The following is a 26843-nucleotide window of genomic DNA, read 5'->3' as shown; positions in this document are numbered from 1 at the left end:
ACCTGCTCAGTCCTCCACTCACAACTCCAGGCCGGTAGCCCAGGCCAGGAACGTCAACTGGTCCACGGCCAGGCCGACCGACCGGCTCACCGATCGGCCCGCGTGCCCCACCTCGGTCTCGCGGCGGAGCAGCACCGGGTGCTTGGTCGGGTCACTCGACGTCGCGTGCTGGAGTGCCGCGCACATCTTCCGGGCGTGGTTGGGGTCCACGCGGCTGTCCGACTCGAAGACCGTGAACAGGACCGAAGGGTACTCAACCCCGGGCCGGACCCGGTGGTACGGGGAGTAGGCCAGCAGCCAGGCCAGCTCTTCGGGCACGGACGCGGAGCCGTACTCCTCCGCCCACAGCCGCCCCAGCAGGAAGTTCTCGTACCGGACCATGTCCAGCAGTGGCGCTGAGCACACCACCGCCGCGTACAGCTCCGGCCGCTGCGTCAGCGCCGCGCCGACGAGCAGCCCGCCGTTCGACCCGCCCATGATCGACAGCTGCTGCGGCGTGGTCCAGCCGTCGCGGATCAGCCGCTCGGCCGCCGCGTGGAAGTCGTCGAACACGTTCTGCTTGCGCTCGCGCATCCCCGCCCGGTGCCACTCCTCCCCCTCCTCGTCGCCGCCGCGCAACGACGCGTGCGCCCACACGCCGCCCGCCTCGACCCACGCCAGCGCGGTCGCGCTGTACCCCGGGCCGCGGCCCACCGCGAACCCGCCGTACCCGGTGAGCAGCGTCGGCCGGGGCAGGTCCGGGTGCTGCTCGCCGGACACCACGAACATTCGCACGACCGTGCCGTCCGACGACGTGTACGAGACCTGTTGTGTGGACAACTCCGGCAGGGTCACCGTTCCGGGTGCCGCCGCGTCCAGCTCCGTCCGGCCGGTGGCCGGCGAGTACCGGTACACCGACAGGGGCGTGACGAAGTCCGACCAGCCGAACCACAGCACGTCCCGATCGGCAACGGTGAGCGCGTCGGTTGTGGACAACCCGTGCACCGACCCCGGGCCGGGCATCGGGACCACGCCGAGGTGCTCGCCGGTCGCGGGGGAGTGCAGGTGCAGCTCGGACACCGCGTGCCGGGTCCGCAGCAGCACCAGCGAACCGTCCAGCCAGTGCACGTCGTCCAGCACCGAGTCCGGCTGCTCGCCCACCAGCTCGGTCCACGCCGTCGGAGTCGCCGGGTCCGCCACGCACAGCCGGAACCGGGGCGCGTCCAGGCTGGTCCGCAGGTAGAGCCGCCCGTCCGGCGCGACCCACGCCGAGCACTGCACCCCGTCGGAGTCGCGCACGACCGGCGTCAGCTCGCCGGACGAGTGCAGGTCGGCGATCCACACCGAGTCCCGCCGCACGGTGCCGGGCGCGCCGTTCACGATCAGCCACCGCGCGTCCTCCGACAGCGACAGCCCGTAGTAGTACGTGTGGTCCAGCCCGTCGCCGTGCACGTTCACGTCCTGCGACGCGGGCGTGCCGACGCGGTGCCGCCACACGCGCCGGTGGAACAGCCGCTCGTCCTCGGGCACCAGCGCGGGGTCGACCCGCCGCACGTAGAAGAACTCCTCGCCGCCGGGCAGCCAGCCCACCGGCGAGTACCGGCACCGGTCGATCGGGCCGTCCAGCAGCTCGCCCGTGTCGACGTCCACGACGTGCAGCAACGAGTGCTCGTCGCCGCCCACGGACACCTGGTACGCCAGCCGCGTGCCCTCCCGGGACGGCGACCACCGGTCGAGCGTCGTCCGCCCGGACGGGTCGAGCCGCGAGACGTCCAGCAGCACCCGTTCGACGCCGTCCACCCGCACGTACAGCACCGGGTGGTCCTGGTCCGGACCGCGCCGGGTGTAGAACGCGCGGCCGGCCCGCCACACGGGCGTGCCCACGGACCCGGTCCGCAGCAGCTCACCCAGGCGGGCGGCCAGCGCGTCCCGGCCGGGCATGGCGTCCAGCCACGACCGCGCCAGGTCGTCCTGCTCGGCCGACCACGCGGCGGTGCGGGGGTCCGCAGGGTCTTCGAGCCAGCGGTACGGATCTTCGACCGCGTGTCCGTGCAGGTCCTCGACGAGGTCGAGCCGCGACGCGGCGGGATAGGTGATCGTCGCAGGCAGCGCTGCGCGGGAGGCTTCGGTCACCTCGCCGAGGGTAGCGCGGGTGATGAAAACCATGTCCGATTGGGTCCGTTCACCGAAGTTTTGGTCCCGGCTTCGTGACACGTCACATATCACAGGTGATTTTTGGGGTCGATCTGTGGTCTGCTAGCACTGAACCGGTGGAGGTGGTCGCGTGCCAGACCGACAACCCACCCCGATCGGCGCCCTGGTGAACGCCGGGATCGCGTCGTCGGTCCCGTCCGGCCAAAAACAGCTCGCGGTGAGCGCCGTGCACTCCGTGGCCGACGGGCAGGGAGCCGGTCAGGCGCCCGTGGTCCTGCCCTGGGGCAGGCGCAAGGTCCTCCTGCTCAACGCCACGTTCGAACCGCTCACCGCGCTGCCGCTGCGGCGCGCGGTGGTCCTCGTGGTGTGCGGGAAGGCCGAGGTCGTGCACGGCGACCCGGCCGGGGCCGTCGTCCACTCCTCGACGTCCGAGGTGGTCGTGCCGTCGGTGATCCGGCTGGCGAACTACGTGCGGGTGCCCTACCGGGGCCGCGTCCCGCTCACCCGGGCCGGGTTGATGCACCGCGACCGGTACCGCTGCGCGTACTGCGGCGGGCGGGCCGAGACGATCGACCACGTCGTGCCGCGCAGCCGGGGCGGCCCCCACTCGTGGACGAACTGCGTGGCGTGCTGCGCGAAGTGCAACCACCGCAAGGCCGACAAGCTCCTGTCCGAGCTGGGGTGGCGCCTGCGCGTGGTCCCGAACGCGCCCCGCGGGCCGCACTGGCGGCTGCTGGCCGGCGTCACCGAGGCCGACCCGCTCTGGCTGCCCTACCTCGGCGAGCCCGCGGCTTAGCGAGACCTCTTGCCCTCACACCGCCGGGGCTCGGCCCTCGGCGGTGTCGGTGATGCGCACCGAGCCCGACGTGATGCGGACGGAGCTCGCCATCGTGATGCGCACGGAGTCCGTGTCGGACCCGGTGATCCGGACGGAGCCCTCCGCCGTGATCCGGACGGAGTCGTCGGAGGTGATGCGCACCGACTCGGCGAGCACTGCCTGAGGCTGAACAGTGGTAACGCTCTGCGCCGATTGGGTGTACGACGAAAGAGTGAGGGCGGCGACCAGAACAAGGTTCATGGTGTACATGTCGTGTCCTCCGAGACTCATTGGGCGGGAATTGGTCTCCGGAATCGGATGCGCAAGACCCGTACAGGTGAAAAGCTAGAAGCCGAGTGGGCCCAGGACAAGACGCCAAACCGGCCGCCATTCGCCTCCGTCCGGGGGAAGACCGTCCGGGTGTACGGACTGCGACGATCGAGCGCCGGAGCTGGTGCATCCGGCACCGATGGACACCGAGGGTGACGTCGTCGCAGGTAAGGGGTCGGCCAGATCACACGCCGCGATGCCACGTGGCCGGGGCTGGCGCCGGTGGTCGACGGGGGTGCGGAGCCGGGGCGGGCGTTCCACGACGTGGTCACCGCCGTACGCGTGGTGGCCGGCCGGCCCGACAAAGCCTCGTTCACAGTTGGAGGTGGCCCCGGCGCGGCCCCGCGCGGCCCGCCGGGCCCGCCCGTGCGGGAACGGGTGCCCTCACCCCGACCTGACCTGGACGATCGGTTACCGTAACCGGCGTGACCATCGTGGAGACCGTGCTCGTCTTCGCGCTGATCCCGCTGGCCATCTACGGCGTGATCACGCTACTGACGCTGAGGCCGAAGGCCACCCGCATTCAGCGGTACCGGCCCGGCCAGGAGTGGAACTACGCCCCCGTCTGGTGGACGGCGAACCCGGCCGGCCTGCCCGGCGGCGCGCACCAGGCCGTCACGGCGCCGGCCGAGGGCCGGACCGCCAAGGGAGGTGCCCGTGGCAACTGGTGAGCTGACGAGGGTGGAGGTGGACCCCTCGGACCTGCCGATGGGTGCCGCCGTCACCAACAGCGGCCGGATCTCCGCCGCGAAGATGTACGAGCCGCACGCGCCGAGCCTGCCGTTCACGCCGGTGCAGCTGGCGAGCCTGGACGAGGCGCTGACGCTGGCCAGCCGCACCACCGGGCTGGACTTCAGCGTGTACCTCGGCGAGCTGGGCGCGGAGTCCCGAGCCAAGGCCGAGGAGCTGCACGCGGGCACCACGCGCCCGACGCACGCCGTGCTGATCGCCGTGTCGCCCGGTGAGCGCCGGGTCGAGGTGGTGACGGGCGACGAGTCCCACCGCCGCATCGCCGACCGCGGCGCGAAGCTGGCCGTCATGAGCATGGTCGCCTCCTTCAAGGAGGGCGACCTCGCCGGCGGCCTGGTGAGCGGCCTGCGGATGCTGACCGACCAGGCGGGTCGCGCGCCGAAGCACGCCTGACGAACGACGAAGTGAAGGCCCCGGCGCAGTCGCCGGGGCCTTTGCGTTACCTGGACTTGAGCGCGTCCACGAACTCCCTCAACCGGTCCGGGCTGACCTCCAGCACGACCCCGGGGTTCTTGCTGTCCCGCACCGCGCCGAGGTGGTTCGCCACCTCGACGCAGTCGCCGCTCGCGCTCCTGCCCGACTTCTTCCACCGCAGTGTCATGCGACTCCCGTCGTGCGCTGCACCTCCTTCGCGATGAGTTCGAAGGACCGCTCCGGGCTCATCGCGACCTCCAGCAACTCTGGCACGGACCGCTCGAACCCGGCTACCGCCTCGGTCTCCTGCACGAAGACGGCGCTGACGGGGTTCTCCAGGTGCACGAACGCCGTGCCCTCGCACTTGATCAGCTGGAACGAGCCGCAGAGCCCGGGGTGCCACCCGGTCGCCGCGGGCACGATCCGCAGGTCCACGTTCTCGTGCGCGCTCATCATCAGCAGGTGGTCGAGCTGCTCGGCCATGACCGCCGTGCCGCCGATCGTCTGGCTCAGCACGCCTTCGCCGATCAGGGCGGTGTAGCGGACCGGGTTGCGCCGCGTGAGGATGTCGCGTCGGCCCATCCGGACCGCGACCCGGGTGGCGATCTCCTCGTGGGGCACGGGGACGGCCTCCATGATCGTGCGGGTGTAGGCGCTGACCTGGAGCAGGCCGGGGATGATCAGCGGCGACCAGCTCACGATCTCCCTGGCCATCTGCTCGACCTCCACGAGGGCCGCGATCTGGGCGCGGCGCTCCGGCAGGTCGATCACCGTCAGGGGCGACCCGCTCGGGTCCTCGGTCATCTCCAGGATTTCTTCGCGTTCCCGATCGGGGATGACGAGCGGTTCGAGGATGCGGAGGACTTCGGTCCGGGTCGGCACCCGCTGGCCGTTCTCGTTGCGCGAGAGCAACGAATGTACGACACCAATCTTCTTCGCCAGTGCGCGCTGGCTCAAGTTGTTAGTCGTACGTGCGTTGCGCAGACGCGCGCCCAATGCGATGGCCTTCGAGGTATTGCGGTTCATGGAAAGCGATCCTAGAGCGGGACCGGTGGTCAAGTCTCTCGCTCGAAAAGGGTATTGACCCCTTGTTGCGGTCCGGACAAAGTGTTGTGCAACAAGCCACCGACCAGCCCGCACACTGGTCGGCCATGTGCGACGGGGTGGTGCGGCACGGTGAGCCCGCGGCTGCCCGCCACCCCGTCGCATCCTTTTCCTCTTGTGCGGTCGAGGGGGTTTCGTGGAAACCGAAGAAAAGCCGGCTACCCGGTTGAGCACCGCCCGTAGCCGTGAATTGGGCGAGGAATTGCGTCGCGTCCGGCACAAGGCCCGGATGTCGTCGGGCTTCCTCGCCGACGCCCTGGGGTGGTCCTTGGGCAAGCTGTCGAAACTGGAGACGGGGAGTCGTGGCACGAGCCCGTGGGAAATCGGGACGCTGCTCGGTCGCTGCGGCGCGGACAAACCGACCCGCGACCGCATCCTCGCCATCGCGAGCGAGTCCGACTCGGGCAACTTCGTGCGGCGGCACGACCCGGGGCCGGACGCGATCACCGCGGTGTACGTGCACGAGCACGCGGCCCTCACGCTGACGACCTACGAGCCGCTGGTGATCCCGAGCCTGGCGCAGACCGAGGACTACGCGTACGCGCTGACGGGGGACCACGACGCGACCGAGGCGCGGATGGCCAGGCAGGAGACCCTGCGCCGGCCGGGCGGCCCGGAGACCGTGATCTACGTGCACGAGGCGGCGTTGCGGCTCGTCGTCGGCGACGCCAAGGTCATGCGGGACCAGCTGCTGCGGCTGACGCTGATGTGCGGCTGGGCGCGGATCAGCCCGCGGATCATCCCGATGAGCGCGGAGCCGCACTCGGTCCTGCGCCACCCGGGCACCCTGCTGACGTTCCCGTCACCGCTCAAGCCGCTGGCCTACGCCGAGACGGAGATCGCGACGGTGTTCCACGACGAGCCGACCGCGATCGCCGCCTACGAGGCGAAGATGCGCCACCTGGAGAGCCTGGTGCTGAGCCCGGTCCAGTCCCGCGACGTGTTCGCCCGCTGGGCCGACGCCTACGACCGCGACCACCGGTCGGCCCCGGACGCGAAGCGGGGCGACGCCTGAAGCGCCGCCCCGCCCGTCACACCCGGCTCAGGACCGGTCGAACTCCTGGGCCGCCAGGGCGCGCACGATGCCCGCGCGGCCCTCCGATACCAGCCGCCGCAGGGCGGGCGGGCGCTCCTGGGCGAGCCACTCGTCCGCCGCCGTGACCGTCTCCTTCGAGATGGACCACGACGGGAACAGGCCGACGACCATCGACTGGGCGCGCTCGCTCGACCGGCGCTCCCAGACGTCGGCCACGTCGGCGAAGTACCGCGCGACGAACGGCTGCAACAGGGCCTTCTGACCCGGGTGCTGGATGCCCGCGATGATCGCCTCCGACACCGCGTTGGGCAGTTCGTCGTCGTTCACCGCACGGTCCCACGCCTCGGTCTTGGCGTCGACCGTCGGCCGCAGCGCGCGGGCCGACTCGGCCTTGCGGCGGCCGGTGGCGGTCGGGTCGCGCTCCTCCTCGGCCCCGATCTCGTCCAGGTCGGCCGCGCCGTGCGCGACCAGCGCGTGCAGCAGCCGCCAGCGCAGGTCGGTGTCCACGTCGAGGCCGTCGAGCACGTCCGTGCCGTCCAGCCACCCGCGCACGACGGCCAGCGTGGCCTCGTCCAGCACGGAGCCGGCCAGCGCGTTCACGAACGCGAGCTGGTGGTCCGAACCGGGCTCGGCGGCCCGCGCCAGCTCCAGCGTCTTCGTGGTGAACCGCCGCCAGCCCTCGTCGCGCCACGACACGTCCGCGTAGGACGACAGCGCCGTCTGCGCCTGGAGCAGCAGCCGCTGCACCACGCCGACCTCGGTCTCCGCGTGCAGGCCGCCGAGCACCAGGTTCACGAAGTCGCGGGCCTTCAGCTCGGCCTCGCGCGTCATCTCCCACGCCGCCGACCAGCACAGCGTGCGCGGCAGCGGCTCGGCGATGTCAGCGATGTGGTCGATCAGCGACGCCAGCGAGTCCGCGTCCAGCCGCATCGTGCAGTAGGTGAGGTCGTCGTCGTTGACCAGCACCAGCTTGCCGCGCGGCACGCCGACCAGGTCGGGCACCTCGGTGCGCTCGCCGGACACGTCCAGCTCGACGCGGTGCGTGCGCACGAGCTTGCCGGAGTCGTCGGAGTCGTACACGCCGATCGCCAACCGGTGCGTGCGCAGCTCGCCCTTGCCCGGACGCGCCCCGCCCTGCAGCACGGCGAACTCGGTGAACCTGCCCTCGGCGTCCACGGAGAACTTGGGCCGCAGCAGGTTGAGGCCGGTGGTCTCCAGCCACTGGGCGCTCCACCACGACAGGTCGCGGCCGGACGCCTCCTCCAGCGCGTTGAGCAGGTCGGCCAGCGTGGCGTTGCCCCACGCGTGCTTGCCGAAGTAGACCCGCAGGCCGGACAGGAAGTTCTCCAGCCCCACGTACGACACCAGCTGCTTGAGCACCGACGCGCCCTTGGCGTAGGTGATGCCGTCGAAGTTGACCTCGACCGCCTGGAGGTCCGGGATGTCGGCGGCCACCGGGTGCGTGGACGGCAGCTGGTCCTGCCGGTACGCCCACGACTTCTCGATCTTGGCGAACGTCGTCCACGCCTGCCGGTACTCGGTCGCCTCGGCCTGCGCCAGCACCGACGCCCAGGTGGCGAACGACTCGTTCAGCCACAGGTCGTCCCACCAGCGCATGGTGACCAGGTCGCCGAACCACATGTGCGCCATCTCGTGCAGCACGGTCTCGGCGCGGCGCTCGTAGAGGTAGCGGGTGACGCGGCTGCGGAAGACGTAGTCCTCCAGGAACGTGACGCAGCCCGCGTTCTCCATCGCGCCCGCGTTGAACTCGGGCACGAAGCACTGGTCGTACTTGCCGAACGGGTAGGTGACCCCGAACGCCTTGTGGTAGAAGCCGAAACCCTGCTTGGTCTCGGTGAACAACCGCTCGGCGTCCATGTGCGGCGCGAGCGAGGCGCGGCAGTAGATGCCCAGCGGGATCGTGGTGTCGCCGTCGCGGAACTCGTCGCGCCACTCCGCGTACGGGCCCGCGACCAGCGCGACCAGGTACGTCGACATGGGCTTGGTGGTGGCGAAGACGTGCTTGTCCGCGCCGCCTGTGCCGTCCACAGTGGACTCGATCGCCGAGTTGGAGACGACCTTCCAGTGGTGCGGCGCGGTGACCGTGAGGTCGTAGACCGACTTGAGGTCGGGCTGGTCGAAGCAGGCGAACATGCGCTTGGCGTCCGCCGTCTCGAACTGCGAGTACAGGTACACCTCGCCGTCGACCGGGTCGACGAAGCGGTGCAGGCCCTCGCCGGTGTTCATGTACCGGCAGTCGGCCTCGATCGTCAGCTCGTTGACCTCGGCCAGGTCGGGCAGGTGGACGCCGTCCTCCTCGCGGTAGGAGGAGACGTCGAGCTCGTGCCCGTTGAGCACGGCGCGGTGCACGTTGGCGGCCACGATGTCGACCCACGAGGACGCGCCGGGCGTCCGGCTGCGGAACGCGACCGTCGTCGTCGAGCGGAACGTGTCCGAGCCGGGCTTGCCGCCACCGTCGGTCAGGTCCAGTTCGATCCGGTAGGAGTCGACCTCCAGCAGCGCGGCGCGCTGCTGCGCCTGGTCGCGGGTCAGGTTGGGTGCCGCCACTGGTCACCTCGTCTGCCGGCGCCACGGGACCTCGACGCCGACGTCGTCGGAACGGGGAAGGGTGTCGAGTCGGTGAACACGACAGTCGCATCCAATCACGTGGGACCCGCGGAAGTGGACTGGCGTCCGAGGGAAGACTGCGCCCGGTCGGCTGGTTGAGCACGATGGGAGTGCCGAACCAGGCGCACGCTCACGAACAGCCACGGAGGGAACACCGCATGTCGACAGAGGGACGCACTAAGGTCGACTTCTACTTCGACCCGATCTGCCCGTTCGCGTGGATCTCGTCCCGGTGGATCCTCGAAGTGGAGAAGCAGCGCGACCTCGACCTGAACTTCCGGGTCATGAGCCTGTCCGTGCTCAACGAGGGCCGCGACCTGCCGGACGACTACCGCGAGCTGCTCGACCGGGGCTGGGGCCCGGTGCGGGTGGCCATCGCGGCGGCCAAGGCGCACGGCGACGACGTGCTGCGCGACCTCTACACCGCGCTCGGCACCCGCATCCACAACGAGGGTCTCGGTAGCGAGCGCGACTACGACCAGGCCATCAAGCTGGCGCTGGAGGACGTGAACCTGCCGGCGGAGCTGGCCGCGGCCGCGCACACCGACGAGCACGACGAGGACCTGCGGGCCAGCCACCACCGCGGCATGGACCCGGTCGGCATGGACGTGGGCACGCCCACGATCCACATCGACGGCGTGGCGTTCTTCGGGCCCGTGCTCTCCAAGATCCCGCGGGGCGAGGACGCCGTGAAGGTGTTCGACGGCGCTCGGGCGTTGGCGGGCTTCCCGTACTTCTTCGAGCTCAAGCGCACCCGGACCGGGGGACTGGACTTCTCCTGACGCGCTCGGTGTGACACTCTTGGGCGAGTTTCGTCCTGGAGTGTCACATCGTTCTCGGGGGGTCCGCAGTGATCGAGGTCGTCAACCCGGCCACCGAAGAGGTCGTCGGCACGGTCCACGCCGGCACGCCCGGCGACGTGGACGCGGCCGTGACCAGGGCGAACGCCGCCTTCCCGGCGTGGTCGCAGACCTCGGTGGAGTCCCGGGTGGCGATCGTGCGGGCGGTGGCCGACGCGCTGGAGGCGCGGGCCGACGAGTTCGCCGCCACCATGACCAGGGAGATGGGCACGCCCATCACGTTCGCGTCGCGGGTGCAGGTGCCGAACCCGGTGGGCATCGCGCGGGGCGTGGCCGAGGCGGTCGAGTCCGGGTGCCTCGCCGAGTCGGAGATCGGGAACTCGCTCGTGCTGCGCGAGCCGATCGGCGTGGTCGCGGCCATCACGCCGTGGAACTTCCCGCTGCAGCAGATGGTGGCCAAGGTCGTGCCCGCGCTGGCGGCGGGGAACGCGGTGGTGCTCAAGCCGAGCGAACTGGCCCCGCTCACCGCCGACCTGCTCGCCTCGGTGCTGTCCGACGCGGGCGTTCCCCCGGGCGTGTTCTCGCTCGTCCACGGCACCGGTCCGGTGGTCGGCGAGGCGCTGGTGAGTCACCCGATGGTGGACATGGTGTCGTTCACCGGTTCGACGCGGGCCGGTCGGCGGGTGTCCGCGCTGGCCGCCGAGACGGTGAAGCGCGTGGCGCTGGAGCTGGGCGGCAAGTCGGCGAACGTCGTGCTGGACGACGCCGACCTGACCCGCGCGGTGAAGATCGGCGTGGGCAACGCGTACATGAACAACGGTCAGGCTTGCAGCGCGTGGACCCGCTTGCTGGTGCCCGCGTCACGGCACGACGAGGCGTTGGAGATCGCGGTCGCCGCCGCGGCCAAGTACGAGCCGGGCGACCCCGCCCTGCCCACGACGCGCATGGGTCCCGCCGTCTCGGCCGCCCAGCGCGACCGCGTCGTCGGCTACATCTCGCGCGGCACCTCGGAAGGGGCGAAGCTCGCCCTCGGCGGCACCTCCCGTCCCCTGGAGCGCGGGTTCTTCGTCTCCCCGACCGTTTTCGGTCACGTCACGCCGGACATGGTGATCGCGCAGGAGGAGATCTTCGGCCCGGTGCTGTCCGTGATGCCGTACGCGGACGAGGACGACGCCGTGCGCATCGCGAACTCCACCATCTACGGCCTCGGCGGCGCGGTCTTCTCCGCCGACCCCTCGCGCGCCCTCGCCGTCGCCAAGCGCCTGCGCACCGGCCAGGTCGACATCAACGGCGCGGCGTTCAACACCAGCGCCCCGTTCGGCGGCTACCGCCAGTCCGGCAACGGCCGCGAATTCGGCCCCCACGGCCTCCTCGAATTCACCGAGCTGAAGTCCGTCCAACGCTGACCCCCGCGCGAGTCGAACGCTCAGGTCCCGCGTGTCGAACGTTCAGGACCCCCGAGTTCAACACTCAGGTCCGCCGGGGAACGCCCGTCGGCGTCCTGAGTGTTGAACTCACCGGTCCTGAGTGTTCGACACGCGGGCCCCGAAGGTTCGACTCGCGCGGGGTTCAGGTGGCGCGGAGGAGGCCGTTGGTCAGGCGCGGGACGGCGGTGCTGACGTTCACCTCACAGGCCAGGGCCACGTCACCGGCGTGGCCCGCGGCAATGAGCTCACGACCCGAAACGCAGCCGTTCAGGACGTCTTCCACCGAAGCCCACGCGTACGTTTCCGCGGCCAGGGCCGCCTCCACCGAAGCCGTGCCGTAACCCAGCAGGGCCGCCATGATCGCGCCCGCGCCGAGCAGGTCCTCGACCGCCGGCCGCAGCGGCCCCACCTCCGCGTCGGCGGCCAGGTTCACGCCCCAGCGCTCACCGGCGGGCACGACGCCGATCGGCCCGCCCGCGGCCAGCTCCCGGGCCGCCGAAGCGACCGCCTGGGCGTTGCGCAGGCACCCCGCCAGCACGACCGCCCCCGTCGACGCCGCCAACGAGCACAACGTCGCGCCGTTCGCGGAAGCCAGCTCCAACTCCGTCCCGGCCGGCACGGACACCAGCGACGACGGCCGCAACGTCCACGACGGGTCGGCCGGCCGCGCCGCCCCCGCCCGGTCCGCCCAGTGCACCGGCCGCACGGACCCGCCCCGCGCCACCACCACGTCCACCGCCGTCGAGAACGACAGCACGTCCACGATCACGAGCACCGCGCACTGCTGCCCGAGCGCGGCAACCCCCTCTGGACCCCATTCCAGCCGCAGCCGGCAACCCTCTTGTCCGAACACCCGGTCAAGGATGGCAGACTTGCTGACGTGCGCGTTTACCTGGGATCGGACCACGCGGGCTTCGAGCTGAAGACCCACCTCGTCAAGCACCTGACCGACGCGGGCCACGAGGTGGTCGACGTCGGGCCCGCCGTGTACGACGCGGAGGACGACTACCCGCCGTTCTGCATCGAGGCGGCCCGCCGCGTCGTCGCGGACGAGGGCAGCCTGGGCGTCGTCATCGGCGGCTCCGGCAACGGCGAGCAGATCGCCGCGAACAAGGTCCCCGGCGCGCGTGCCGCGCTCGCCTACAGCGTCGAGACCGCGAAGCTCGCCCGCGAGCACAACGACGCCCAGCTCATCGGCATCGGCGGACGCATGCACACCACCGAGGAGGCGTTCGCGATCGTCGAGGCGTTCCTCGCCACCCCGTTCTCCGGCCAGGAGCGGCACGCCCGCCGGATCGGCATCCTCAGCGAGTACGAGCGCACCGGCGAGGCGCCGGCCCTGCCGTAATGCCCGAGGGCCACACGCTGCACCGCCTGGCGAAGCTGCACCAACGCCGGTACGCGGGCTCGGTCGTCCGGGTGTCGAGCCCGCAGGGCAGGTTCGCCGCGTCCCTTGTGGACGGTCGCCTGCTCGAACGCGCCGAGGCGCACGGCAAGCACCTGTTCCACGTGTACGGACCGGACGCGACCGTGCACGTCCACCTGGGCCTCTACGGCACGTTCACCGAGTCGCCGCACCCGGTGACCGAACCGGTCGGCCAGGTGCGGATGCGGCTGGCCGGACCCACCCACTGGACGGACCTGCGCGGCCCCACCCGGTGCGAGGTCCTGACCGACGTCGAGGTGGCCGCGCTGCGCGCCCGCCTGGGGCCGGACCCGCTGCGCCGTGACGCGAAACCCGACCTCGCCTTCGCGCGCGTCGCCCGGTCCCGCCAGTCCATCGCCGTGCTGCTGATGGACCAGACCGTGCTCGCGGGCGTCGGCAACGTCTACCGCGCCGAGGTGCTGTTCCGGCACGGCGTGCACCCGCTCGTGCCCGGCAACCGCGTCGACCGGGCGTTGTGGGACGACCTGTGGGCAGACCTGGTCGTGCTCATGCGCGCCGGCGTGAAGGTCGGGCGCATCGACACCGTGCGGCCCGAGCACCTGCCCGAGGTCACCGGCCGCGCTCCGCGCCAGGACCGGCACGGCGGCGAGGTCTACGTCTACCGCCGCACCGGTCAGCCGTGCCTGGTCTGCGGCACGCCCGTGGCCGGCGCCGAGCTGGCCGGCCGGAACCTGTACTGGTGCCCGACCTGCCAGCCCGCGTGACTCAGATGTCGAACCCGCCGAAGTCCCCGCCGCCGTAGTCGCCACCGAAGTCGCCGCCGGAGTCACCACCGGCGTCGCCGCCCGCGTCACCACCGTCACCGGTGTCGCCCCCGTCACCGCCGTCGGCGCCGGGGTCCTCGGCCGCCACGGCCGCCGGCACGCCGACCATGCCCGAGAACATCGCGCTGAACAGCAGCATCGAGCCGAAGCCCCACGCGCCCGCCACCAGCGCGGGCTTCCACCAGGGCTCGGAGTACCAGCCCTGCGGCACCGGACGGCCCGCCACCACACCACCGGGGTAGTAGTGCGGCGTGTGCGAACCCGGCCGCGGCGAGGCCACGTACCGGTGGCCCTCCACCGTGACGTCACGCTCCTCCGACACCTTGCCCGCCCGGCCCTGACCGGTGAGGTCGGGCAGCTCGGGGCCCGGGTCGAGGTCCATCGCGACGCGCGCGGCCCGCACGTAGTACAGGCCCTCCATCGCGGTCTGCGTGACCAGGCGGCACTGCTCCACCGTGCGCGCCTGCTCCATCTGCGACCCGGCCGCGGTGAACCGCTCCGACGCGTCCGCCAGCGCCTGCTGAGAGGCCACGTCCGTGCCGGTCAGGTTCATGACCTGGCCGCCCAGGCGCTCCACCCAGCGGCGGGCCTCAGCCTGGGCGTCCTCCAGCTCACGGCGGCGCTTCTCGGCGGCGGAACGGGCGGAGTACCAGATGGCGCCCGCCAGGACCAGCAGCACGAGCAACACGATCGTGGTGGTCATAGACCCTCCCGGTGCTTGATGCCCGGAAAACGCCCCGTGCCGGGCCGGGGTTCCCGAAACGGTCAGAACACCTCCGGGCAGTGGGGCTCCCGATCACCCAAAAGCGCATGTGACACGGCGTTCAGCGCACCCTCGGTGACCTCACTCACCCGTTGGGCACGCGCCAGCATCGCCAGCCTCGTCCCACCGAGGTACGCCGCGCCCAACGCCTGCACGTCCAGCACGAGGTCCGGCGCGTCGTCGACCCGCCGCACGGTCGCCGCGCCGTCCTTCACGGTGAACCGCCACCGGCCCGCGTTCCACGGGCAGAACTCGTCCGACACCTCCAGCACGGCGTCCACGTCGGAGGCGTAGCGGCGCTGGGTGAGGGCGCGGTCGACGTCCACGACCCGAACCCACAGCGCGTCCGACCGGCCGCGCAGCGCCAGCCGCACGTCGTCCAGCAGGTGGACGACCGGGTCGTCCGACGCGGTGTAGGTCTTCAGCTCGCCGACCAGGTCGACGTCCAGCAGGTACCGGTAGAGCGCCGCGTACGCCTCGTCGGTGCGCGCCGCGATCTCCCGCACGTGCAGCTCGTTGCGCGGGCCGCGCTCCCGCCAGTCGTGCTTGATCCGGTAGACCGCGTAGCCCTGCGGGTGCAGCACGTAGTGGTAGGCGCTCAGCCCGTCGCGGTCGCGCTCGGTGTCGGCGAACTGGTGTTCCCACGAGGCGTCCAGGCGGCTCAACCAGCCCGTCCGGCCCGGCCGCAGGTCTTCGTACACGGCCTTCATGACCGGCATGGCCTCGTCCCGCGACACCTCGCGCACCCGTTCGCCGTCGACCGTGACGCCGGGGTGGAACTTCGCGCCGCGCGGCACCTCCAGCCGGGCGAACTCGGCCGCGAGCCCGTAGCCGAACCGGGGGTAGATCGCCGCCTCCGACGCCCACAGGGCGGCGATGGCCTCACGGCCCTCTTCGTGCAGGCCGTGCAGCTGAGCCCGCATCACGCGCGTGAGCACGCCCCGCCGCCGATGGCCCGGCTTCACCCCCACCGACGTCACCGCCGCGACCGGCTGCGGACCGGCGCCCGGCAGCGTGATCTCGCGGCTCTGGATGCCACCGCCGCCGATGAGCTCGTCGCCGTCGAACACGGCGTGGTGCCGTTCCGGCTCGAACAGGCCGCGCCACCGTTCGAGCTGGTCCTCGACGCTGTCGGCGAGGAACGAGGAGTTGACGAGCCGTTGGAATTCCGCGAGGTCGTCGGCGGTGAGGGTGCGGAGGGTGAGCGCCATGGCTCGTTCATACGCCGGTCGTCGGCGGCGCGCGATCGGTTTCCGGGCTCGCACTCCGGCGGGTCGTTCAGAGATGCTGCGCGGATGGACGCCCACTCGTTGGCCGGCGCACTGCGCGCCGAAGCGGAGGCATTGGCAGCCGCCGCTTCCCTCGCACCACACGACCGTGACGTGCCCGCGTGCCCGGGGATGACGGTCGGTGACCTGCTCGTGCACGTCGGTTCGGTGCACCGGACGGTGGCTCACTGGGTCACCCGCGGTGGACGTCGGCCGGGGGCGGGTTTCTCGCCCGGTGACGCCGACCCCCTCGACTGGTACCGGGACGGTGTCGCGGCGCTGGTCGCCGTGCTGGACCCGGCACGGGCGGGTGAGCCTGCGGCGACGTGGTGCCCGTGGGACGCGACGCTGGGGTTCTGGGTGCGGCGGATGGCGCACGAGACGGCCGTGCACCGGGTCGACGCCCAAGCCGCGGCGGGGTCGGTGGAGCCGGTGGAGGCGGGGTTGGCGGCGGACGGCATCGACGAGGTGCTGCGGCTGTGGCTGGGCTGCCACCAGCCGCCCGGGGCGCACACGTCCGGGCGAGCCGTGACGCTGCGCGTGCCCGGCCGGGAGTGGACCGTGGCGCTGCACGAGGGGATCGTGGACTACTGCCCCGGTGCCGAACCGGCGGCGGTGGTCAGCGGCTCGCCGTCCGACGTCGACCTGTGGTTGTGGGGGCGGGTGGGCGACTCGTCCGTGTCGGTCGAGGGGGACCTCGGCGTCGTGCGCTCCCTGCGTGCCGCCGTTGCTGCCGCAACCGGCTGATTCGCCGTCGTTCGCGGGGCACACTGGGCGCGTGACGAAGCTGCGCGTGATCGTGAGATGCCTGGTGACCTTCGCCATCGGCTGCCTCATGGTGGTGCTGGCGGTCCGCTTCGGCGAGGCGCTGTGGCGTGCCGTGACGTCCTAGCCGACGTGTGCCTTGACGAAGCAGAACTCGTTGCCCGCGGGGTCGAGCATGACCTGGAAGCTGCCCTGCTCGTCCGTCTGCACGGCACCCCGCACCGCCGCCCCGAGCCCGACCGCCTTCTCCGTCGCCGCCTCGATGTCGTCGACCTCGACGTCCAGGTGCAGCCTGTTCTTCACCGCCTTCACCTCCGGCACCGGCTGGAAGGACAGACGTGGCCACCCGGGCGGAACGACGTGCGCCCACCCGTGCCCCCGCTCCACGGGATCCCCACCGAGCAACCCCGCCCAGAACCGCACGAGCCGTGCGGGGTCCACGCAATCCACCACGATCTGCTCCAGGCGCATGTTCACATCATGAGGTGACCTGGGATTCGTCCGGCGCCCCGGGTCCGGCTCCACAGATCACCGGCGACCATTCGGACCGCCGACACCGTCCGTCGCTCGTCCCCGGAATCGCCAAAACCCCGTCAACCCTGCAGCGTGGACCCCAATCATTCCCCACCCTGCTTCGAATGTGCCCGGACGCCCTGCCCGCCCGTCCTCAGGCCCTGCCGACTGCGTCCCTCGGGCCTGTCACCTGCACATTCACGGCTCCCTCAGCCACTTCGTCCTAACGCCCCGACCTTTCTCGTTCACTGATTGACGGTTGCGGGAAGCACCCAAACCCACCCTGCTTCCCGCAACCACCGACGAGTCCGCACGTGCCGAGGGGGTGGCAACAACTCGTCACAACGCAATAAACTCGCGCCCACTCACAACGTCAAGCCCAATCCGCCACCTCAATAGCGTGAACAATCCACACCACCACCCCCACCGGGACACACAATCCCCTTAATACCCGCAGGCCACCACCCACCACCTCGCCCACAACCCCGCCCAACCGGTCCCATAGCTAGAGCGACCCGCCCCCACGGCCAAGTCCTCCCACCGACCTGCCGCTCAACCACCTCACCCCACCCCACGCCCGCCCGAGCGCGACGCACGGACGGTCCCCGAACAACAAAAAGACCGTCCACACGGGACGGTCTGGAGGCGATCTGCCAGCGAGAAGAGGCTGGAGCGGGTGACGGGAATCGAACCCGCATGACCAGCTTGGAAGGCTGGGGCTCTACCATTGAGCTACACCCGCATCGCGCCTACCGGGGTGGGCGCGTGGTCAGCTTAGCCGGTCGCGATAGGCTGGGGTGGACCGGGGCGTGGCGCAGTTTGGTAGCGCACCCGCTTTGGGAGCGGGGGGTCGCAGGTTCAAATCCTGTCGCCCCGACGGTAGCCCTGGCTGGCCGGTGGTTGGTCAGGGCACTTCCCCGGGGTCGCCCCGAAGCCGTTCCGACGGTCAGCCGCCCAGTTCGTTGACCGCGGTGGAGATGGTCGCGGCCTGGCGTTCCAGTTCGGTGTCCGGTGAGTCCTCGTCGACGCCGCGCGCCAGCAGCTCGGCCCTGGACAGCAGCAGCATCGCGCCGCGGAAGTCGTCCGTGTCCAGGTCGTCGACCTGGATCACCTCCAGCCTGCCCTCGATCAGGACCAGGTTGGGGTCCGGCAGGTCGGACGTCAGCAGCTCCCGCAGGTCGCTCGCCTTCACGGTCATGTGTCCGTTCTACCCGGCTCCCGCGTCGCGAAACGCGGGCCGTTCTTGAGCACAACCCGCGCCCGGGTGCTCAAGAACGGCTCCCCAGTGTCATGCCGGAGTCGCCACCTGCTCGCTGACCACCTGCGCCGCCGCCGACACGAGTGCCGTCACCGACGGGTTGGTGGAGTTGTCCTGGCGCCACGCGAACTGGGTGTAGACCCGGAACGGCGGGACCCAGGGCAGTCGGCACAGCCTGCCGTCGGCGAGCTCCGCCGCGACCGTCACCTCGGGGACGAGCGAGATCCCCAGACCCGAGGCGACCGCCCGCTTGGCGGCGTCGATCGAGTCGAGCGCCAGCACCGGCGACTTCGACTCGGCTTCCCCCAGTCCCAGCGCCTGCTCGAACTGCTCGTAGTAGCTGGCGCCGTTCTCGGCCCGGATGAGCGTGCTGCCCCGCAGCTCGTCCTCGGTGATCACCGAACGCCTGGTCAGGGCGTGGGTCGGGCCGGCGACCATGACCAGCGGCTCCGGGCACAGCACCGTCGTCTCCAACCCCTCGCGGGGCTCCACGGAGCCGATGAAGAAGGTGCAGTCGAGCCGCCCCTCGCGCACCGAGGTCAGGTTGGCCTGGGTGTTGCGCGAGTGGAGTGAGATCTGGACGCTCGGGTAGCGCCAGCACATGTACTCGATCAGTGGTAGCAGACGGTAGTCGGTCAGACTCTGTGCGCTGCCGATGACCAGCTTGCCGTGCGGCTCGCCGTTCATCGTGATCGCTTTTCTGGCCTTGTCGGTCAGGGTGATGATGTTCCGCGCGAACGGCAATAGCTCGACACCGGCAGAGGTCATCTGGATGCCGCGCGGAAGTCGACGGAACAGTGGCACGCCGAGGGTCTCTTCGAGTGCCTTGATCCGAGTGGTTATAGTGGGTTGCGAGCAATTCAGCGTGGCGGCTGCCTTGGTGAAACTGCCCGTTTGAACCACAGTTGTGAACGCCAAAAGCTGACGCGTCTCCATGGAGCTCCCCAACGGTGCGTTTAAGTGGTCCACGATGAGGTCGGTGCGGGCCGGCATCGTGGTCTCTCGTGCGTGGCGGCAGTTGACCTGGCTGCGCTCCTGCGTGCGCGTGGCCTGAGCTCGATCAACATCGCCGCGCTACCGCGAGGGGTGGTACGCGGTGGCCGTGGGGTGAGTCCGGGGTCCGTCGGACCCCGAAGTCACCGCCGGCGCCCAGCGGTGGTCCTGGGATAGTGTTCGGCAGCGGCGGAATGGATCTCATCGGGTCATCGGCACCTTGTCTGGTAGGTGGTTAAAGAGCTCGATGACATTGTCTCGCTCGTTCCTGTCGGTCCCGGTTGCCGGTTGCGTCCGCTGCTGACCCCCCAGAACGTCCGGCAACGTGAATTATTGCTGGTCCAACATGCGGATCCGGGCGTCACGCTACCTGAAACCCACACTAATGGACTACGGCGGTTGGAGTCATCTCGACAAGTGAAAGTTTTCTGTCGGGCACTACTCCAAACGGCCTCAATTCACTCTTTCTGGCGAACCTCCCCTCGCTGGCGGTCGCCGACTGTTAGTCGGCTCTACGGCATACGTGTTACACGACGACGCGGTGGCCTCGCTCGGTGCTGACGCGGTCCGCCGTGCTCACGGCTCCCAGTGCCACTCGAACGGCCTAACGAATCGTCCTGTCGATCGACCGTTGAGCCGCATAGGTACGCCCGATCCGCCGCTGGCGAAGCCGCGAAAGTGCGGTCTCGCGTTCTCGGTCACGGAGCGCCCCGGACGCCGGTGGCGACCGCGACCGGGCCGGGCGGCGGGCCGGCCGCGTGGACCCCCGCGGCCGGGTTAAGAACCACTGTTGTGATTTTCGCCGCGCGCCCGACGCGGCCGGCGGGGCGCCGAGGAGTGCCCCTGGGGCCGCGCGGAAGGACGCCCGAACGGGCGGAATTCCACCTGTGTCTCGAATTGTCACCCCACGACCGCAAAGCCATTCCCGCCGAACGGGTATTGCCCGCGACAATGCCCGGACGCCCCCCGCCCGAGCGGTTGCGGCGCCCGGACCCGGGGTGCTAGCGCCACGCGGTCGGCCGACCGCCTAGACTCAGGCGGAATCCCGGCGCGCCCCCACGCGTTCACGGGGTGTTCCGCACGTCCTGCCCGTTACGAGGAGACCACGTTGAAGAGCACCGTCGAGCACCTGAGCCCGACGCGGGTCCGGATCAACGTCGAGGTGCCGTTCGACGAGCTCAAGTCGGACTTCGACCGCGCGTACCGCAAGCTGGCCAAGCAGGTCCGCATCCCCGGCTTCCGCCCCGGCAAGGCCCCCGCCCGCGTGCTGGAGAGCCGCATCGGCCGCGCGCCCGTGCTGGACGAGGTCGTCCAGGAGGCCATCCCGGCCAAGTACCTGGAGGCCGTCAGCTCCGGTGAGCTGCGCACCCTGGGCCGCCCCGACTTCGAGGTGACCAAGATCGAGGACGGCGAGTCCCTGGCGTTCACCGCCGAGGTCGACGTCCGCCCCGAGATCACCGTCCCCGCCTTCGGTGAGCTGACCGTCAGCGTCGACGACCAGGAGGTCACCGACGAGGACGTGGAGACCCAGCTCAACGAGCTGCGCGCCCGGTTCGCGACCCTCACCGGCGTCAAGCGCCCGGCCGAGAACGGCGACTTCGTCGTGGTCGACCTGTCGGCGACCGTGGACGGCGAGGAGGTCGAGGAGGCCAAGACCTCCGGCCTGTCCTACGAGATCGGCTCCGGCCAGCTCGTCGAGGGCATCGACGAGGCCCTGGTCGGCGCCTCCGAGGGCGAGTCGAAGAACTTCACCACCACCCTGGTCGCGGGCGAGCACGCGGGCCGCGACGCCGAGGTCACCGTGGTGCTGAACTCGGTCAAGGAGCGCCAGCTCCCCGAGCTGGACGACGAGTTCGCCCAGCTCGCCAGCGAGTTCGACACGCTGGACGAGCTCAAGGCCGACCTGCGCACCCGCCTGGGCCGCGTGAAGAAGATGCAGCAGGGCGTCCAGGCTCGCGACAAGGTGCTGGAGGCGCTGCTGGCCAGCGTCGAGGTGCCGCTGCCCGAGGCCGTCGTCCAGGGCGAGGTCGAGGCGCGGGCGCACGACGCCATCCACGCCCTCGACCACGACGAGGCGCGCTTCGCCGAGTGGCTGGCCGAGCAGGGCCAGACCAAGGAGCAGTTCGACGCCGAGGTGCGCGAAGCCTCCGAGCAGGCGGTCAAGACGCAGCTCGTGCTGGACGCCATCGCCGACGCCGAGCAGCTCAACGTGACCGACGCCGAGCTGACCGAGCGGATCATCTACCAGGCGCAGCGGTTCGGCATCAGCCCGGACGAGTACGTCAAGCGGGCCCAGCAGTCGGGCCAGCTGGGCGCCATCTTCGCCGACGTGCGCCGCGGCAAGGCGCTGGCCACCGTCGTGCGCCAGGCCACCGTGACCGACTCCGCGGGCAACGCCCTCGACCTGGACGAGCTGTTCGGCGAGACCAGGTCCACTGAGGAGCAGGAACCCGCGAACGCGGAGTGAAGCCCTGAGCGAACGCGGGCGGTGTCGGGACGTCGACGCCGCCCGCCTTCGTTAAGGTCGTTGCTACGAGACTCTTTTCGGCACAGTTAGTCGCAAAGTTAGGCAGGCAGACGTGACGCAGCACTCTTTCTCGGAGCCCGTGATGCGAGCGGCCTCGGGGATGAACCTCAACGACTCGGTCTACGAGCGTCTGCTCCGCGAGCGGATCATCGTCCTGGGGACCCAGGTCGAAGAGAACATCGCCAACCAGATCGTGGCCCAGCTCCTCCTCCTGGCCGCGGAGGACCCGGAGAAGGACATCACCTTCTACATCAACTCGCCCGGCGGCTCGGTGACCGCGGGCATGGCGATCTTCGACACGATGCAGCTGATCGAGCCGGACGTCGCGACCTACGCGATGGGCCTGGCCGCGTCGATGGGGCAGTTCCTGCTCTCCGCGGGCACGCCCGGCAAGCGCCACGCGCTCCCGCACGCCCGCATCCTGATGCACCAGCCCTCGGCCGGCGTCGGCGGCACGGCGGCCGACATCGCCATCCAGGCCGACATGCTCACCCGCACCAAGCACGAGATGGCCGAGCTGATCGCCCAGCACACCGGCCAGCCGGTCGAGCGCATCATCGCCGACTCGGACCGCGACCGCTGGTTCAACGCCCAGGAAGCCCTGGAGTACGGCTTCGTGGACAAGGTGATCACCCGCGCCAGCCAGGCGAAGACCAACTGACCGCGACCCGAGCACCAGCCACCAGGAGACCTGAAGTGAGCCAGTTCCACGCGCCGCAGTCCCGGTACGTGCTCCCGTCGTTCGTCGAGCGCACGAGCTACGGCATCAAGGAGTCCAACCCGTACAACAAGCTGTTCGAGGAGCGCATCATCTTCCTCGGCGTGCAGGTGGACGACGCGTCGGCGAACGACGTGATGGCCCAGCTGCTCGTGCTGGAGTCGGAGGACCCCGACCGCGACATCCTGATGTACATCAACTCGCCGGGTGGCTCGTTCACCTCGCTGATGGCCATCTACGACACCATGCAGTTCGTCCGCCCCGACATCCAGACCTACTGCCTGGGCCAGGCGGCCTCGGCGGCGGCCGTGCTGCTCGCGGCGGGCACCCCGGGCAAGCGGCACGCGCTGCCGAACGCCCGGATCCTGATCCACCAGCCGGCCACCGAGGGCGTCTACGGGCAGGTCTCCGACCTGGAGATCCAGTCCAACGAGATCCAGCGGGTGCGCAGGCTGCTGGAGACCACGCTCGCCAAGCACACCAGCCGCACGCCGGAGCAGGTGCGCCAGGACATCGAGCGCGACAAGATCCTCACGGCCGCGGAGGCCAAGGACTACGGCATCGTCGACAGCGTCCTGCCGTACCGGAAGCTCTCGGCGAAGTAAGTCTCGGCGTGGCGCCCGACACGCCGAGCTGACCAGGGGGTCCTGTGCAGTTCGGGGTGTCGGGGGCACGCTGGTCCTCCCGCACAGGCGGGTAGGGCAGGTACCGTCGAGGGGAACGGGCGGACCCCGCACCCAGCGGGCACTCGCCACATCAGCAGTCAGGCGCACCTCACCAGGTCGTGCGCCGGAGGGGACAGAGGTCAGCGGTCATGGCACGTATCGGTGACGGCGGCGACCTGCTGAAGTGCTCTTTCTGCGGCAAGAGCCAGAAGCAGGTGAAAAAACTCATCGCCGGGCCGGGTGTCTACATCTGCGATGAGTGCATCGACCTCTGCAACGAGATCATCGAGGAAGAGCTCGCGGAGGCCGGTGACGTCAAGCTCGACGAGCTGCCCAAGCCCGCCGAGATCCACGAGTTCCTCGACCAGTACGTGATCGGCCAGAACGAGGCCAAGCGCACGCTCTCGGTGGCGGTCTACAACCACTACAAGCGCATCCAGGCCGGTGACCGCGGGCGTGAGGGCCGCGACGACGGCGTGGAGCTCGCCAAGTCGAACATCCTCATGCTCGGTCCGACCGGGTGCGGCAAGACCTACCTGGCCCAGACGCTCGCCAAGATGCTGAACGTGCCGTTCGCCATCGCGGACGCCACGGCGCTGACCGAGGCGGGCTACGTGGGCGAGGACGTGGAGAACATCCTCCTCAAGCTCATCCAGGCGGCCGACTACGACGTCAAGCGCGCCGAGACCGGCATCATCTACATCGACGAGGTCGACAAGATCGCTCGAAAGAGTGAAAATCCGTCGATCACGCGCGACGTGTCGGGTGAAGGCGTGCAGCAGGCGCTGCTGAAAATACTGGAGGGGACGACGGCCTCGGTGCCGCCGCAGGGTGGTCGCAAGCACCCCCACCAGGAGTTCATCCAGATCGACACGACGAACGTGCTGTTCATCGTGGCGGGCGCCTTCGCGGGTCTCGACAAGATCATCCAGGACCGGGTGGGCAAGCGCGGTCTCGGGTTCGGCGCCGAGGTGCGCACCAAGGCCGAGGTCGACGCGGCGGACTACTACGCCGAGTCGATGCCCGAGGACCTGATCAAGTTCGGGTTGATCCCCGAGTTCATCGGCCGGTTGCCGATGGTCGCGAGCGTCACCAACCTGGACAAGGAATCGCTGGTCCGCATCCTCACCGAGCCGAAGAACGCGCTGGTCAAGCAGTACCAGAAGCTGTTCGAGATGGACGGCGTGGAGCTGGAGTTCACCCGCACGGCCATGGAGGCGGTCGCCGACCAGGCGATCCTGCGCGGCACGGGTGCGCGCGGCCTGCGGGCGATCATGGAAGAGGTCCTGCTGCCGGTGATGTACGACATCCCCAGCCGCACGGACGTCGCCAAGGTCGTCATCACGGAGCAGACCGTGAAGGAGAACGTCAACCCGACCATCGTGGCCCGGCAGCCCTCGCGCCGGGAACGTCGCGAGAAGTCCGCCTGAGTTGTCGCTCCCGCACACGCTGATCCTGCACGGCCTGGGTGGTTCGGGGCCGGAGCACTGGCAGAACTGGCTGGCGGGCGAGCTGGCGCACCACGGCGGGTCGGTGGACCTGCCCGAGTTCAGCTCGCCCGACGCGCCGCGGCTCTCGACGTGGCTCGACGAGCTGCGGTCCCACCTCGCCGCGATGCCCCCACCGGGGTCCGGCGAACGGGTGGTGGTCGCGCACTCGCTGGCGGTGCTGCTGTGGCTGCACCACGCGGCGGGGCCGTTCGACGAGTCGCTGCGCGTGGACCGCGTGCTGCTGGTCGCACCGCCCGCCCCGGACTTCGACGGCGAGCCGTTGATCTCCGAGTTCCTGCACCCCGTGCTGGACCCGACGGTGGTGCGGCGGGCGGCGGTGTCGACCCGGCTGGTGGTGGGCGCGGGCGACGACTACTGCACGGTGACGCAGGCCAAGGAGCTGGCCGAGGCGCTGCGCGTCGACCTGGACGTGATCGTGGACGGCGGGCACCTCAACGTCGCCGCCGGGTACGGCCCGTGGGGCGCGGTGCTGAAGTGGGTCCGCAGCGGCCGGGTGCCGCTCACGCCGCGCTGACCGTCACCCGGAAGAGGGTGAACGCCGCCAGGAACGGTCCGGCGGCGAGGTCGGCCAGCCAGGCGTCGGCGGCCCGGCGGGTGAGGCGACCCGCCTGGACGGCCCGCTGGGCGTTGCGGGTGAGGCCGAGCAGGTGGTCGGCCGTGCCGAAGTCGTGCAGGAGCTGCACGTCGGCCTCGACGGAGGCGACGGCCAGGCCCGCGGCGGCGGCGAGCCGGGCGAGCTGCCTGCCGACCACCGGGTTGGGCACCACCCGGTCGCACACGAACCGGGTGAACGCGAGGTTCGTGGCCACCGACCCGGGGTCGACGGCCAGGGTCTCCCAGTCGGGCTGGGCCAGCGCGGCACGTCCGCCGGGCCGCAGCACGCGGCGCAGCTCGGCCAGGACGGCGGCCGGGTCGGCGACCAGGTGCAGGACCCGGTCGACGCGGGCGCGGTCGACGCTGCGGTCATCGAGGGGCAACGCGTGGGCGTCGCCGTGCCGCACGTCCACCCGCAGGTGCGCGGTGCGGCGCTGCGCTTCCTCGACCATGGCCGGGTCCACGTCCACGCCGACGACCTCACGGGCCCGTTCGGCCATCGCGGGCAGGTCGGTGCCGGGTCCGCAGCCGATGTCGAGCGCCACGTGGTCCGGCCGGAGGTCCAGGGCGTCCAGGAGCCGCTGCTTGTAGGCGCTGCCCGCGGCCGCGGCGTGGTCGAGGTAGGCGATCGGGTCGGGTCGGGTCACCATGCCGCCAGGCAACCACAGGTTTGTGGAGGTCCTGTGCAGGTCCGGTGGCTATAGGGGGACGCGCTTGCCGAGGAACCGAATCACGTCGGGGACGACCTTGCGGTAGAGCGCGTCGTTGTGGCCGCCCGGGACGATGGACGCCACGGTGGGTTTCGCGTCGGCGATGAACCGGCGGGTGCCGGTGATGAAGTTGTCGCGGTCGCCCGCCCACACGCCGACGGGCGCGGTGCCCAGCTTGTCGATGTTCTTGAGGGGGTCCAGGGACGCCCACTGGTGCTGGTCGGCGAAGGCGTTGCGCTTGGACATCTCCGCCCAGTCCGTGAGCAGGGCGGGGGCGATGGCGGCGACGGCCCGGGTCGGTTCGCGGCGCTCGTGCCGCCGGCGGGCGTAGAGCAGCGCGCCGAAGCCGCCCATGGACACGCCGGTGCAGGCGAACGGCGCGCCGAAGCCCCGCTCGGCCAGCCAGCGCGGCACTTCTTCGAGCAGCATGCCCATGGGGTCGTCGCCCGGGACGTTCTCGTGCCAGTAGTGGTCGCCGCCGTCCACCGCGACGAAGCCGAACGGGGGCACCTGACCCCGGCCGACCGCCGCCACCAGGACCTCCGCCATGCCGCCCGGGGACGCCGTGCGGGCCGTGCCGAAGCGACCGTGCAGGAGGATCGACATGGGCAGGTCCCGGGTGGGCACGCCCGGCGGGACCATCGTCAGCAGGTCCACGTCGCCGCCCCGGTGGTGGGAGCGGACGCGTTCGACGCGGACCACGGCGCGCTTCACGGCGGGCACCGGTCCGGCGACGCCGAGGGCGTGGCGCAGCGCCTCGCCCAGCGGCGCGTTGCCGTGCCACGCGGCCGTGAGGCCGGCGGCGGCCAGGGCGGTGCCGCCGAGTGCGGTGAGCGCTGTTCGCCTGGTGACCATGTGCGTTCCCCCTGGAGATCCCCTCTCGGACATCGTCGTGAACGGGGCTCGCG

Annotated in this window: 27 protein-coding genes and 2 tRNA genes; 15 read left to right on the top strand and 14 right to left on the bottom strand. The window is 70.7% G+C overall.

The genetic code is table 11. The features are described 5' to 3' along the window. Window positions 1-18 precede the first annotated feature (18 nt). Window positions 19-2112 (bottom strand): prolyl oligopeptidase family serine peptidase, encoded by a 2094-nt coding sequence (locus tag ACIQMJ_RS25470; protein ID WP_499763485.1) that lies wholly within the window; start codon window positions 2110-2112, stop codon window positions 19-21. A 151-nt stretch (window positions 2113-2263) separates the two neighbouring features. Here ACIQMJ_RS25470 and ACIQMJ_RS25465 point away from each other — a divergent pair, with 151 nt between their 5' ends. Next, entirely contained in the window at window positions 2264-2929 is a 666-nt protein-coding gene (locus ACIQMJ_RS25465; RefSeq protein WP_499763484.1) for an HNH endonuclease, read from the top strand. A 15-nt stretch (window positions 2930-2944) separates the two neighbouring features. On the opposite strand, the gene ACIQMJ_RS25460 is transcribed toward ACIQMJ_RS25465, so the two are convergent. Beyond that, window positions 2945-3127: a hypothetical protein gene (locus ACIQMJ_RS25460; protein WP_499763483.1), complete on the bottom strand. Its 183-nt coding sequence runs from the start codon at window positions 3125-3127 to the stop codon at window positions 2945-2947. 578 nt (window positions 3128-3705) lie between these two features. On the opposite strand from ACIQMJ_RS25460, the gene ctaJ reads away from it, so the two are divergent. Then, window positions 3706-3951 (top strand): aa3-type cytochrome oxidase subunit CtaJ, encoded by a 246-nt coding sequence (gene ctaJ / locus ACIQMJ_RS25455; RefSeq protein WP_106615147.1) that lies wholly within the window; start codon window positions 3706-3708, stop codon window positions 3949-3951. After that, entirely contained in the window at window positions 3938-4423 is a 486-nt protein-coding gene (locus ACIQMJ_RS25450) for a DUF5130 family protein (RefSeq protein WP_499763482.1), read from the top strand. Before ctaJ ends, ACIQMJ_RS25450 begins: the two co-directional genes overlap by 14 nt. A gap of 46 nt (window positions 4424-4469) precedes the next feature. Here ACIQMJ_RS25450 and ACIQMJ_RS25445 read toward each other — a convergent pair whose 3' ends face one another. Beyond that, entirely contained in the window at window positions 4470-4631 is a 162-nt protein-coding gene (locus ACIQMJ_RS25445; RefSeq protein ID WP_499763481.1) for a DUF397 domain-containing protein, read from the bottom strand. Beyond that, window positions 4628-5470 carry a helix-turn-helix domain-containing protein gene (locus ACIQMJ_RS25440; protein ID WP_499763480.1) on the bottom strand — a complete coding sequence of 281 codons (843 nt, stop codon included), beginning with the start codon at window positions 5468-5470 and terminating at the stop codon, window positions 4628-4630. The genes ACIQMJ_RS25445 and ACIQMJ_RS25440 overlap by 4 nt, the downstream gene beginning before the upstream one ends. A gap of 214 nt (window positions 5471-5684) precedes the next feature. Between ACIQMJ_RS25440 and ACIQMJ_RS25435 the strand changes: the two genes are divergently transcribed. Continuing rightward, on the top strand, window positions 5685-6563 hold the full coding sequence (locus ACIQMJ_RS25435; protein WP_499763479.1) for a helix-turn-helix domain-containing protein: 879 nt from the start codon (window positions 5685-5687) through the stop codon (window positions 6561-6563). A 27-nt stretch (window positions 6564-6590) separates the two neighbouring features. Here the strand turns inward: ACIQMJ_RS25435 and pepN are convergent, their stop codons facing one another. Next, window positions 6591-9152 (bottom strand): aminopeptidase N, encoded by a 2562-nt coding sequence (pepN, locus tag ACIQMJ_RS25430; protein ID WP_499763478.1) that lies wholly within the window; start codon window positions 9150-9152, stop codon window positions 6591-6593. Window positions 9153-9370: 218 nt separating this feature from the next. On the opposite strand from pepN, the gene ACIQMJ_RS25425 reads away from it, so the two are divergent. Continuing rightward, a complete protein-coding gene (locus tag ACIQMJ_RS25425; RefSeq protein WP_499763477.1) occupies window positions 9371-9994 on the top strand; it encodes a mycothiol-dependent nitroreductase Rv2466c family protein in 624 nt (207 codons plus the stop codon). A 68-nt stretch (window positions 9995-10062) separates the two neighbouring features. Further along, complete coding sequence (locus tag ACIQMJ_RS25420) at window positions 10063-11418, top strand: aldehyde dehydrogenase family protein (RefSeq protein WP_499763476.1); 1356 nt, start codon at window positions 10063-10065, stop codon at window positions 11416-11418. Window positions 11419-11581: 163 nt separating this feature from the next. Here ACIQMJ_RS25420 and ACIQMJ_RS25415 read toward each other — a convergent pair whose 3' ends face one another. Continuing rightward, window positions 11582-12292: a 2-phosphosulfolactate phosphatase gene (locus ACIQMJ_RS25415; RefSeq protein ID WP_499763475.1), complete on the bottom strand. Its 711-nt coding sequence runs from the start codon at window positions 12290-12292 to the stop codon at window positions 11582-11584. A gap of 27 nt (window positions 12293-12319) precedes the next feature. Between ACIQMJ_RS25415 and ACIQMJ_RS25410 the strand changes: the two genes are divergently transcribed. After that, complete coding sequence (locus tag ACIQMJ_RS25410) at window positions 12320-12787, top strand: ribose-5-phosphate isomerase (protein ID WP_141978696.1); 468 nt, start codon at window positions 12320-12322, stop codon at window positions 12785-12787. Beyond that, window positions 12787-13590: an Fpg/Nei family DNA glycosylase gene (locus tag ACIQMJ_RS25405; RefSeq protein ID WP_499763474.1), complete on the top strand. Its 804-nt coding sequence runs from the start codon at window positions 12787-12789 to the stop codon at window positions 13588-13590. Before ACIQMJ_RS25410 ends, ACIQMJ_RS25405 begins: the two co-directional genes overlap by 1 nt. A gap of 1 nt (window position 13591) precedes the next feature. Here ACIQMJ_RS25405 and ACIQMJ_RS25400 read toward each other — a convergent pair whose 3' ends face one another. Continuing rightward, complete coding sequence (locus tag ACIQMJ_RS25400; protein ID WP_499763473.1) at window positions 13592-14353, bottom strand: hypothetical protein; 762 nt, start codon at window positions 14351-14353, stop codon at window positions 13592-13594. 62 nt (window positions 14354-14415) lie between these two features. Beyond that, window positions 14416-15624 carry a GNAT family N-acetyltransferase gene (locus tag ACIQMJ_RS25395; protein WP_499763472.1) on the bottom strand — a complete coding sequence of 403 codons (1209 nt, stop codon included), beginning with the start codon at window positions 15622-15624 and terminating at the stop codon, window positions 14416-14418. An 84-nt stretch (window positions 15625-15708) separates the two neighbouring features. Here ACIQMJ_RS25395 and ACIQMJ_RS25390 point away from each other — a divergent pair, with 84 nt between their 5' ends. Next, window positions 15709-16428 carry a maleylpyruvate isomerase family mycothiol-dependent enzyme gene (locus ACIQMJ_RS25390; RefSeq protein ID WP_499763471.1) on the top strand — a complete coding sequence of 240 codons (720 nt, stop codon included), beginning with the start codon at window positions 15709-15711 and terminating at the stop codon, window positions 16426-16428. Between the two features lie 141 nt (window positions 16429-16569). Here the strand turns inward: ACIQMJ_RS25390 and ACIQMJ_RS25385 are convergent, their stop codons facing one another. Then, a complete protein-coding gene (locus tag ACIQMJ_RS25385; protein ID WP_499763470.1) occupies window positions 16570-16917 on the bottom strand; it encodes a VOC family protein in 348 nt (115 codons plus the stop codon). A 710-nt stretch (window positions 16918-17627) separates the two neighbouring features. Then, window positions 17628-17701 (bottom strand) — tRNA-Gly (locus ACIQMJ_RS25380). A 61-nt stretch (window positions 17702-17762) separates the two neighbouring features. On the opposite strand from ACIQMJ_RS25380, the gene ACIQMJ_RS25375 reads away from it, so the two are divergent. Beyond that, window positions 17763-17836, top strand: a tRNA-Pro gene (locus tag ACIQMJ_RS25375). A 69-nt stretch (window positions 17837-17905) separates the two neighbouring features. On the opposite strand, the gene ACIQMJ_RS25370 is transcribed toward ACIQMJ_RS25375, so the two are convergent. Together ACIQMJ_RS25370 and ACIQMJ_RS25365 are read right to left on the bottom strand one after the other, a co-directional pair. Next, a complete protein-coding gene (locus tag ACIQMJ_RS25370; protein ID WP_499763469.1) occupies window positions 17906-18157 on the bottom strand; it encodes a hypothetical protein in 252 nt (83 codons plus the stop codon). Between the two features lie 90 nt (window positions 18158-18247). Next, on the bottom strand, window positions 18248-19153 hold the full coding sequence (locus ACIQMJ_RS25365) for a LysR family transcriptional regulator (protein ID WP_499763468.1): 906 nt from the start codon (window positions 19151-19153) through the stop codon (window positions 18248-18250). Between the two features lie 1165 nt (window positions 19154-20318). Here ACIQMJ_RS25365 and tig point away from each other — a divergent pair. The 5 genes from tig (at window position 20319) to ACIQMJ_RS25340 (ending at window position 25145) form a co-directional block, all read left to right on the top strand. Next, the gene (gene tig / locus ACIQMJ_RS25360; RefSeq protein WP_499763467.1) at window positions 20319-21677 is read left to right on the top strand and encodes a trigger factor; all 1359 of its coding nucleotides are present in this window, start codon (window positions 20319-20321) and stop codon (window positions 21675-21677) included. A gap of 142 nt (window positions 21678-21819) precedes the next feature. Further along, complete coding sequence (locus tag ACIQMJ_RS25355) at window positions 21820-22398, top strand: ATP-dependent Clp protease proteolytic subunit (RefSeq protein ID WP_211363810.1); 579 nt, start codon at window positions 21820-21822, stop codon at window positions 22396-22398. A 35-nt stretch (window positions 22399-22433) separates the two neighbouring features. Further along, entirely contained in the window at window positions 22434-23060 is a 627-nt protein-coding gene (locus ACIQMJ_RS25350; RefSeq protein ID WP_387488939.1) for an ATP-dependent Clp protease proteolytic subunit, read from the top strand. A gap of 209 nt (window positions 23061-23269) precedes the next feature. Beyond that, the gene (gene clpX, locus ACIQMJ_RS25345; protein ID WP_053722864.1) at window positions 23270-24550 is read left to right on the top strand and encodes an ATP-dependent Clp protease ATP-binding subunit ClpX; all 1281 of its coding nucleotides are present in this window, start codon (window positions 23270-23272) and stop codon (window positions 24548-24550) included. 1 nt (window position 24551) lies between these two features. Then, the gene (locus ACIQMJ_RS25340) at window positions 24552-25145 is read left to right on the top strand and encodes an RBBP9/YdeN family alpha/beta hydrolase (protein WP_499763466.1); all 594 of its coding nucleotides are present in this window, start codon (window positions 24552-24554) and stop codon (window positions 25143-25145) included. Here the strand turns inward: ACIQMJ_RS25340 and ACIQMJ_RS25335 are convergent. Further along, on the bottom strand, window positions 25132-25875 hold the full coding sequence (locus ACIQMJ_RS25335) for a methyltransferase domain-containing protein (protein ID WP_499763465.1): 744 nt from the start codon (window positions 25873-25875) through the stop codon (window positions 25132-25134). The two genes, ACIQMJ_RS25340 and ACIQMJ_RS25335, sit on opposite strands and share 14 nt — an antisense overlap. A 48-nt stretch (window positions 25876-25923) precedes the next feature. Further along, window positions 25924-26790 (bottom strand): alpha/beta hydrolase, encoded by an 867-nt coding sequence (locus ACIQMJ_RS25330; protein ID WP_499763464.1) that lies wholly within the window; start codon window positions 26788-26790, stop codon window positions 25924-25926. Window positions 26791-26843 lie beyond the last annotated feature (53 nt).

Origin of the sequence: Actinosynnema sp. NPDC091369, assembly GCF_044757065.1 — a bacterium.
Taxonomy (GTDB): domain Bacteria; phylum Actinomycetota; class Actinomycetes; order Mycobacteriales; family Pseudonocardiaceae; genus Actinosynnema.
The sequence above is the reverse complement of the archived record's forward strand: the minus strand, read 5'-3'. Positions and strand labels throughout refer to the sequence as shown.

Bases quoted from the DNA above. Each gene is read 5' to 3' on its own strand.
- ACIQMJ_RS25445 (WP_499763481.1), bottom strand. From the start codon at position 4,631: ATGACACTGCGGTGGAAGAAGTCGGGCAGGAGCGCGAGCGGCGACTGC.
- ACIQMJ_RS25440 (WP_499763480.1), bottom strand. From the start codon at position 5,470: ATGAACCGCAATACCTCGAAGGCCATCGCATTGGGCGCGCGTCTGCGC.
- ACIQMJ_RS25425 (WP_499763477.1), top strand. From the start codon at position 9,371: ATGTCGACAGAGGGACGCACTAAGGTCGACTTCTACTTCGACCCGATC.
- ACIQMJ_RS25405 (WP_499763474.1), top strand. From the start codon at position 12,787: ATGCCCGAGGGCCACACGCTGCACCGCCTGGCGAAGCTGCACCAACGC.
- ACIQMJ_RS25400 (WP_499763473.1), bottom strand. From the start codon at position 14,353: ATGACCACCACGATCGTGTTGCTCGTGCTGCTGGTCCTGGCGGGCGCC.
- ACIQMJ_RS25395 (WP_499763472.1), bottom strand. From the start codon at position 15,624: ATGGCGCTCACCCTCCGCACCCTCACCGCCGACGACCTCGCGGAATTC.
- ACIQMJ_RS25390 (WP_499763471.1), top strand. From the start codon at position 15,709: ATGGACGCCCACTCGTTGGCCGGCGCACTGCGCGCCGAAGCGGAGGCA.
- ACIQMJ_RS25385 (WP_499763470.1), bottom strand. From the start codon at position 16,917: ATGCGCCTGGAGCAGATCGTGGTGGATTGCGTGGACCCCGCACGGCTC.
- ACIQMJ_RS25370 (WP_499763469.1), bottom strand. From the start codon at position 18,157: ATGACCGTGAAGGCGAGCGACCTGCGGGAGCTGCTGACGTCCGACCTG.
- ACIQMJ_RS25365 (WP_499763468.1), bottom strand. From the start codon at position 19,153: ATGGAGACGCGTCAGCTTTTGGCGTTCACAACTGTGGTTCAAACGGGC.
- ACIQMJ_RS25355 (WP_211363810.1), top strand. From the start codon at position 21,820: ATGCGAGCGGCCTCGGGGATGAACCTCAACGACTCGGTCTACGAGCGT.
- clpX (WP_053722864.1), top strand. From the start codon at position 23,270: ATGGCACGTATCGGTGACGGCGGCGACCTGCTGAAGTGCTCTTTCTGC.
- ACIQMJ_RS25335 (WP_499763465.1), bottom strand. From the start codon at position 25,875: ATGGTGACCCGACCCGACCCGATCGCCTACCTCGACCACGCCGCGGCC.
- ACIQMJ_RS25330 (WP_499763464.1), bottom strand. From the start codon at position 26,790: ATGGTCACCAGGCGAACAGCGCTCACCGCACTCGGCGGCACCGCCCTG.